Origin of the sequence: Nocardioides sp., from assembly GCF_035697785.1 — a bacterium.
Classification (GTDB): domain Bacteria; phylum Actinomycetota; class Actinomycetes; order Propionibacteriales; family Nocardioidaceae; genus Nocardioides_B.
Genome location: NZ_DASSCL010000170.1, coordinates 1 through 7,908, shown reverse-complemented (window position 1 = coordinate 7,908; position 7,908 = coordinate 1). Strand labels below are relative to the sequence as shown.

The 7,908-nt window shown below is 71.6% G+C and carries 7 protein-coding genes; 6 read left to right on the top strand and 1 reads right to left on the bottom strand.

Going from position 1 to position 7,908, the window contains the following annotated elements; translation table 11 throughout:
- Positions 1-1,269, bottom strand: a complete 1,269-nt coding sequence (locus VFH10_RS17845; RefSeq protein WP_325131020.1) for an NAD(P)/FAD-dependent oxidoreductase — start codon at positions 1,267-1,269, stop codon at positions 1-3.
- 119 nt (positions 1,270-1,388) lie between these two features.
- Between VFH10_RS17845 and VFH10_RS17840 the strand changes: the two genes are divergently transcribed.
- The 6 genes from VFH10_RS17840 to VFH10_RS17815 all read left to right on the top strand — a co-directional run.
- A complete protein-coding gene (locus tag VFH10_RS17840) occupies positions 1,389-1,814 on the top strand; it encodes an SRPBCC family protein (RefSeq protein ID WP_325131018.1) in 426 nt (141 codons plus the stop codon).
- A 156-nt stretch (positions 1,815-1,970) separates the two neighbouring features.
- Complete coding sequence (locus VFH10_RS17835; protein WP_325131016.1) at positions 1,971-4,058, top strand: heavy metal translocating P-type ATPase; 2,088 nt, start codon at positions 1,971-1,973, stop codon at positions 4,056-4,058.
- 52 nt (positions 4,059-4,110) lie between these two features.
- Entirely contained in the window at positions 4,111-4,434 is a 324-nt protein-coding gene (locus VFH10_RS17830; RefSeq protein ID WP_325131014.1) for a metal-sensitive transcriptional regulator, read from the top strand.
- Between the two features lie 32 nt (positions 4,435-4,466).
- Positions 4,467-4,673 (top strand): heavy metal-associated domain-containing protein, encoded by a 207-nt coding sequence (locus VFH10_RS17825; protein WP_325131012.1) that lies wholly within the window; start codon positions 4,467-4,469, stop codon positions 4,671-4,673.
- Entirely contained in the window at positions 4,670-5,638 is a 969-nt protein-coding gene (locus VFH10_RS17820) for a hypothetical protein (RefSeq protein WP_325131010.1), read from the top strand. The genes VFH10_RS17825 and VFH10_RS17820 overlap by 4 nt, the downstream gene beginning before the upstream one ends.
- 22 nt (positions 5,639-5,660) lie before the next feature.
- Positions 5,661-7,908: heavy metal translocating P-type ATPase (locus VFH10_RS17815; protein WP_325131008.1), on the top strand; the 2,248-nt coding region annotated here is incomplete at its 3' end.

The window sequence follows — 7,908 nt, the reverse complement described above, 5'->3', positions numbered from 1 at the left end:
TCACCACGACGCTCCGAACCTGGCGGCCGCCTCGACGCCGGAGCGGCATCCGTCCTCGTGGAAGCCCCAGCCGAGATGGGCACCGGCAAAGGCGAGGCGATCGCCGCCGGCGGTGCGCAGTCGTGCCGCCGCGGTCACGGCATCGGGAGTGAAGACGGGGTGGGCGTAGGTCATCTCGGCGACGACGGTTGAGGGGTTCACGTGCCCTGCGGCGTTGAGGGTCACCACGTGGTCCCTGGTGTCCTCGAGCCCCTGCAGCCGGTTCATCCAGTAGCTCACGACCACCCCCGTGCCGCTCCGGGTCCGGTGGTCGCCGCAGCTCATCCGGTAGTTCCACGACGCCCGGGCGCCGGGTCGCGACGGGAGCACCGAGCTGTCGGTGTGCAGCCAGGTGCGGTTCACCGAGTACGTGATGGCCGCGAGGTCCTGCTTCTCCTCCGGCGACGCGTCGGCCAGCAGGTCGAGTGCCTGGTCGGCGTGCGTCGCGACGACGACGCGGTCGAAGCTCTGCACGCTGCCGGTTGCGGTGCTCACGTCGACCCCGTCGGAGTGGCGGGTGACCGCTGCGACCGGGACGGCCCGTCGCACGTCGGTGAGCCGCGCCGCGAGTGCCTCGACGTAGGTCCGGGATCCGCCGACGACGGTGCGCCAGGTCGGCGAGCCGGTGACCGACAGCATCCCGTGGTGGTCGAGGAAGCGGAACAGGTGACGTGCCGGGTAGGCCAGGGCGTCGCTGTCACCGGCGGACCAGACGCAGGAGACGAGCGGGATCGCGAAGTGCTCGACGAAGTGGTCGGAGTAGCTGCCGGCGGCGAGGAAGTCGCCCCACGTCGTCTCTGCGCCGTCGTCGGCGAGCATCGCACGGGCGGCCCGGTGGAAGCGCGGCACCTCGGTGAGCAGGCGCAGGAACCTCGGGTCGGCCAGGCGCGCCGGCTGCGCGAAGATCCCGCGAGCCCCACGGCCGCCGGCGTAGGAGAGGCCGCAGGAGGAGCAGGTGATGCTCATGCTCATCTCGGTGGGGCGGGTCTGCACGCCGATCTCGGAGAAGAGCCGGAGCAGGTGCGGGTAGGTGCGTTCGTTGTGCACGATGAAGCCGCTGTCGACGGCGAGGCAGCGGCCGTCGGAGCTGGGCACATCGTGGGTGTGGGCGTGGCCGCCCAGCCGGTCGTCCGCCTCCAGCACCGTCACCGTGTGGGTGCGCGAGAGGACATGGGCCGCGGTGAGGCCGGAGATGCCTGCGCCGATCACTGCGACTGTGGGCCGAACCATGGGTACTCCTCGAGCCTGCGTCCACGGCTCGGGTCGAGCCGTGCGAGCGGCGGGGCGTCCCCGCTGTCGAGGAAATGTATGATTCTTGTTCAAGGTTTGTCAAATGTTAGGAGCTTCGCATGGAGATCGTCCGCACCCTCGCCCTGCCTCGACCACCCGAGCAGGTCTTCGCCTACCTCCAGGACTTCACCAGCACCGAGGAGTGGGATCCCGGGACCGTCCGCACGACCCGGGAGTCCGGGGACGGCGGCGTCGGCACGCGCTACCACAACGTCTCGCGGTTCCTGGGCCGGGAGACCGAGCTGACCTACGTGGTCGAGGAGGCGGACGCTCCCCGGCGCCTACGACTGCGCGGGGAGAACGCCACGGTGGTCAGTCTCGACACCATGACCGTGGTCCCGACCCAGGACGGCGGGACCGAGCTGACCTACCGCGCGGAGTTCACGTTCAAGGGGCTGGCCCGGCTGGTCGCGCCGCTGCTGTCGCCGGCCCTACGTCGCCTCGGCGACGGCGCGGAGAAGGGGTTGCTCAAGGCCCTCGGCTGAGCGGCGCCGGCCACGAACTGCGCGTCGCAGCCGTGTCCGGAGCCCGCGGGGTGCCCGTTCGCCCTGGCCGGAGGGCTTGTCGGATACCCCGGGGGGGTATATGGTCGAACGTGTCCAACGGCCCCGAGGGGTACGACGCGACGGAGGGAAAGTCCGATGAGCACCCACCACGACACCACCGACACGGACGTCGCCCACGCGCCCGAGCACGCCAGCCATCACGGCGACCACGGCGGACATGACGCCCACGGCGAGCACGCCGGTCACGCTGGACACGGGGACCACGTGGGCATGTTCCGTCGCCTCTTCTGGGGCTCCCTGGTCCTGGCCGTACCGACGGTGCTGCTCTCGCAGTCGTTCGCCGAGCTCGTGGGCTACGAGCTGCCGGACGTCCCCGGGCTCGAGTGGGTCTCGCCGGTGCTGGCCACCGTGCTCTACGGCTGGTTCGGGCGTCCCTTCCTGACCGGTGCGGTGGGGGAGATCCGCCAGCGACAGCCCGGGATGATGCTGCTCGTCGCGCTGGCCATCACCGTCGCGTTCGCCGCGTCCTGGGGCGCCACGCTGGGGCTGCTGCCCGAGCACCTCGAATTCTGGTGGGAGCTGGCGCTGCTGGTCTCGATCATGCTGCTGGGCCACTGGATCGAGATGCACTCGCTCGCCCAGACCACCTCGGCGCTCGACTCGCTCGCCGCGCTGCTCCCCGACGAGGCCGAGCGCGTCGAGGGCGACACCATCGTCACGGTCGCGCCCGACGAGCTGGTCGTGGGTGACGTGGTGGTCGTGCGCCCAGGCGGCCGGGTGCCGGCCGACGGGCAGGTCGTCGACGGCTCCGCCTCGATGGACGAGGCGATGATCACCGGCGAGTCCCGTCCGGTACGCCGTGAGGTGGGTGACCGCGTGGTCGCCGGCACGGTGGCCACCGACTCCGGCCTGCGGGTGGAGGTCACCGCCACCGGCGCCGACACCGCGCTGGCCGGAATCCAGCGCCTGGTTGCCGAGGCACAGGCTTCCCCCTCGCGTGCCCAGCGACTGGCGGACACGGCGGCGGGATGGCTGTTCTGGTTCGCCCTCGCCGTCGCGGTCGTCACCGCAGCGGTGTGGATGATCGTCGGGATGCCCGACGAGGCCGTCGTGCGAGCCGTCACGGTCCTGGTCATCGCCTGCCCGCACGCCCTCGGCCTGGCCATCCCGCTGGTCATCTCGATCGCCACCGAGCGCGCCGCCCGGGGTGGCGTGCTCGTGAAGGACCGCCTGTCGATGGAGGCGATGCGGACCGTCGACACCATGCTCTTCGACAAGACCGGCACCCTGACCATGGGGCGCCCGACCGTCACTGCGGTCGCTCCGGCCGAGGATGCCGGGCTCGACGAGGACACCCTGCTGGCGTACGCCGCCTCCGCGGAGCTCGACTCCGAGCACCCGCTGGCCCGGGCGATCGTGCGTGCCGCCGAGGAGAGGTCCCTGGTCCTCGAGCCGGCGACGGACTTCAGCTCCTCCCCGGCCGTCGGCGTGACGGCCACCGTCTCCGGCCGCAGGATCCAGGTCGGTGGGCCCCGCCTGGTCACGGGGGCCGGCGGTGAGGAGCTGGCGGTGACGGCCGCGTGGCGCGAGGAGGGCGCGATCATCCTCCATGTCGTCGTCGACGGGGCGGTCGTCGGCGCGCTGCGCCTCGCCGACGAGATCAGGCCCGAGTCGCGGACCGCCGTCAAGGCGCTGCACGACCGCGGCATCCAGGTCGTGATGATCACCGGCGACGCCGCGGCGGTCGCGGCCTCGGTCTCCGCCGAGCTCGGCATCGACCGCTACTACGCGGGCGTCCGGCCCGAGGACAAGTCGAGCAAGGTCGCCGAGCTGCAGGCCGAGGGCCGGATGGTCGCGTTCACCGGTGACGGCGTCAACGACGCGCCGGCACTGGCTCAGGCCGACGTCGGCATCGCCATCGGCGCAGGCACCGACGTCGCCATCGGGTCCGCCGGCATCGTGCTGGCCTCGGACGACCCACGGTCGGTGCTGTCCGTGATCGACCTGTCGGTCGCGACGTACCGGAAGAGCTGGCAGAACCTCGCCTGGGGTGCCGGCTACAACCTCGCCGCGGTGCCGCTGGCCGCCGGGATCCTGGCGCCCATCGGCTTCATGCTCCCGATGTCGGTCGGTGCGCTGCTGATGTCGGCCTCCACGATCGTCGTCGCCCTCAACGCCCAGCTGCTCCGTCGGCTCGACCTCGATCCGGGCAACATACGGTAGGGGGGTATAGTTTGCCATGCACGTCCCCACCGAGAGCCCGAGAGGTGTCGCCATGACCGAGAAGGCCGGCGAGCGGCAGACCGCACACCAGCACAGCTACATCCACAACAACTCCAAGGACGACTACCTCAAGCGGCTGCGCCGCATCGAGGGCCAGGCTCGGGGCCTCCAGCGGATGGTCGAGGAGGAGCAGTACTGCATCGACATCCTGACCCAGGTCTCCGCGATGACCAAGGCGCTGCAGTCGGTCGCCCTCGGGTTGCTCGACGAGCACATGGCGCACTGCGTGGTCGATGCCGTCCGCGAGGGCGGTCACGAGTCCGAGCTGAAGCTCAAGGAAGCCTCCGACGCCATCGCGCGTCTCGTCCGTTCCTGATCGCAACAACACCACCACCGAAGGGAAACCAGATGAGCCAGACCAGCACCTACACCGTCACCGGCATGACCTGCGGCCACTGCGCCGCCTCCGTCTCCGAGGAGGTCGAGGAGATCCCCGGCGTCCGTGACGTCGACGTGGTCGTGGAGACCGGTGCGGTGACGATCACCAGCGACGAGCCGGTCGAGGCCGACGCGGTCAAGGCTGCCGTCGAAGAGGCCGGTTACCAGCTCGCATGAACACCCCGACCAAGGTCGTCGGATTCGCCGTCGTGCTGGCCGTCGTCTTCGGCCTCGCGCTGGGCGCCGGCACCCTGTTCGGACCCCAGGTCGCCGAGCAGGAGCCGGTGGCCCACGACACCACGCACGACGGTGGCGACGACACCCACGACACCGGGGGTTCCGCGTCTCCGGCGGCCGACATCCCGGGAGGCCTGATGGTCTCCCAGGACGGCTACACGCTGGAGCTCGCGGACCCGGTGCCCGGGGCCGGCGAGGACGTCCCGGTGCGGTTCACGATCACCGGACCGGACGGTCGCCCGGTGTCGTCGTACGAGGTCGAGCACGAGAAGCGCCTGCACCTGATCGCCGTACGCCGTGACGCGTCGGGGTTCCAGCACGTGCACCCCGAGCTCGCCGACGACGGCAGCTGGTCGACGACGCTCGACCTGACGGCCGGGCAGTGGCGACTGTTCGCCGACTTCAAGCCCGCCGGTCACGACGGCCTTACCCTCGGCGCCGACCTCGCGGTCGCCGGCAACTACCGGCTCACCTCCCCGGCGGTCGAGACCAGGACCGCCGTCGTCGACGGCTACACGGTGCGGCTCGACGGGGACCTCGCCTCCGGCGAGGACGCGAAGCTGACGCTGTCGGTGGAACGCAACGGTCGGCCGGTCACCGACCTGCAGCCCTACCTCGGTTCCTACGGCCATCTGGTCGCGCTCCGCGACGGTGACCTCGCCTACCTGCACGTCCACCCCGACGGCGAGCCCGGTGACGGAACCACGAAGCCCGGACCCGACGTGGTGTTCTACGCCGCGGTCCCCAGCGTCGGGCGTTACCACGTCTACCTGGACTTCAAGCACCGCGGCGTCGTCCGCACCGCAGCGTTCACGGTGAGCACGGCTGGACACGGCGACGCCGAGGCCGCGAAACCGTCCGAGAAGGCGGAAGACCACGGCCACTCCGACACCGACGACCACTGACACACGAGCGAAGGAGGAGCAGATGAGCACCACGTCGACCGACGCGGTCGAGCTGGAGATCAGCGGGATGACCTGCGCCTCCTGCGCCAACCGGATCGAGCGCAAGCTCAACAAGCTCGAGGGCGTCACGGCCACGGTCAACTACGCCACCGAGAAGGCCAAGGTCACGTTCCCGCAGGAGGTGGCGCCCGAGGACCTGATCGCGACCGTCGAGCAGGCCGGGTACGGCGCGACGCTGCCCCGCCCTGCGGACACCGACACCGGTGACGGGCCGGGCGAGGCCGAGGACCCGACCCGGTCGCTGCGGCAACGGCTGCTCGTCTCCACGGTGCTGAGCGTGCCGGTCGTCGCGATGGCGATGGTGCCGGCGATGCAGTTCGAGTACTGGCAGTGGCTCTCGCTCACCCTGGCCGCCCCGGTGGTGGTGTGGGGCGCCTGGCCGTTCCACCGCGCCGCGTGGGTCAACCTGCGCCACGGCACCTCCACGATGGACACTCTGATCTCGCTGGGCACCCTGGCGGCCCTGGGCTGGTCGGTCTACGCCCTGTTCTGGGGCACGGCGGGCACGCCGGGGATGACGCACCCCTTCGAGCTGACCGTCGAGCGCACCGACGGCGCCGGCAACATCTACCTCGAGGCCGCCGCCGGGGTGACGACGTTCATCCTCGCCGGACGCTACTTCGAGGCCCGCTCCAAGCGGCGGGCGGGCGCGGCGCTGCGGGCGTTGATGGAGCTCGGCGCCAAGGATGTCGCCGTGCTCCGCGACGGCCGCGAGGTGCGCCTCCCGATCGAGGAGCTCACCGTCGGGACCGCCTTCGTCGTCCGGCCCGGCGAGAAGATCGCAACCGACGGGGTGGTCGAGGAGGGGGCCTCGGCCGTCGATGCCTCGATGCTGACGGGGGAGTCGGTCCCGGTCGAGGTGGGCCCCGGTGACATGGTGGTCGGGGCGACGGTCAACGCCGGCGGTCGCCTCGTCGTACGCGCCACCCGGGTCGGTGGCGACACCCAGCTCGCGCAGATGGCCCGGCTGGTCGAGGACGCCCAGAACGGCAAGGCCCAGGTGCAGCGGCTCGCCGACCGCATCTCCGGGATCTTCGTGCCGATCGTGATCGCCCTGGCCGTCGGCACCCTCGGCTTCTGGCTCGGCAGCGGCGCGGGTGCGTCCGCGGCGTTCACCGCCGCCGTCGCGGTGCTGATCATCGCCTGCCCGTGTGCCCTCGGCCTGGCCACGCCGACCGCCCTGATGGTCGGCACCGGCCGGGGTGCGCAGCTCGGCATCCTGATCAAGGGCCCCGAGGTGCTCGAGTCCACCCGCGAGGTCGACACCGTCGTCCTCGACAAGACCGGCACCGTGACCACCGGTCAGATGACCCTGGTCGACGTCGTCGCCGCTCCCGGTGAGGGCGCCGCCGAGGTGCTCCGGCTCGCGGGTGCCCTCGAGGACGCCTCCGAGCACCCGATCGCCCGGGCGGTGTCCGCCGGGGCGCGCGAGCGGTCCGACGAGCTGCCTGCGGTCTCGGACTTCACCAACGTCGAGGGCCTCGGCGTGCAGGGCCTCGTCGAGGGCCACGCCGTGCTCGTCGGGCGGCCCCGGCTGCTCGCGGAGTGGTCGCAGAGGCTGCCCGCGGAGCTCGAGCAGGCCGTCGCGAAGGCCCAGGCCGACGGGGGTACAGCGGTCGCGGTCGGCTGGGACGGCGCCGCACGCGGCGTGGTCGTCGTCGCCGACGCGGTGAAGCCGACCTCCGCCGAGGCGATCGCCCAGCTGCGTGCGCTCGGGATGCGTCCCGTGCTGCTCACCGGCGACAACGAGGTCGTGGCGCGCGCCGTCGCCGGCCAGGTCGGCATCGACGCCGACGACGTCGTCGCCGACGTGCTGCCCGCCGACAAGGTCGACGTGGTCAAGCGGCTGCAGTCCGAGGGTCGGGTCGTGGCGATGGTGGGCGACGGCGTGAATGACGCCGCCGCGCTGGCGCAGGCCGACCTCGGCCTGGCGATGGGCACCGGCACAGACGTGGCGATCGAGGCCAGCGACCTCACCCTGGTGCGTGGGGACCTGCGCGTCGCGGCCGACGCGATCAGGCTGTCCCGCCGTACGCTCACCACGATCAAGGGCAACCTGTTCTGGGCCTTCGCCTACAACGTCGCCGCCATCCCGCTGGCCGCCGCGGGACTGCTCAACCCGATGCTCGCGGGTGCTGCGATGGCGTTCTCCTCGGTGTTCGTGGTCAGCAACAGCCTGCGGCTGCGGGGCTTCAAGCCGTTGACCGGGG

Coding starts and splice junctions, on each gene's coding strand:
- VFH10_RS17840 (WP_325131018.1), top strand. CDS start 1,389: ATGGAGATCGTCCGCACCCTCGCCCTGCCTCGACCACCCGAGCAGGTC.
- VFH10_RS17835 (WP_325131016.1), top strand. CDS start 1,971: ATGAGCACCCACCACGACACCACCGACACGGACGTCGCCCACGCGCCC.
- VFH10_RS17845 (WP_325131020.1), bottom strand. CDS start 1,269: ATGGTTCGGCCCACAGTCGCAGTGATCGGCGCAGGCATCTCCGGCCTC.
- VFH10_RS17825 (WP_325131012.1), top strand. CDS start 4,467: ATGAGCCAGACCAGCACCTACACCGTCACCGGCATGACCTGCGGCCAC.
- VFH10_RS17820 (WP_325131010.1), top strand. CDS start 4,670: ATGAACACCCCGACCAAGGTCGTCGGATTCGCCGTCGTGCTGGCCGTC.
- VFH10_RS17830 (WP_325131014.1), top strand. CDS start 4,111: ATGACCGAGAAGGCCGGCGAGCGGCAGACCGCACACCAGCACAGCTAC.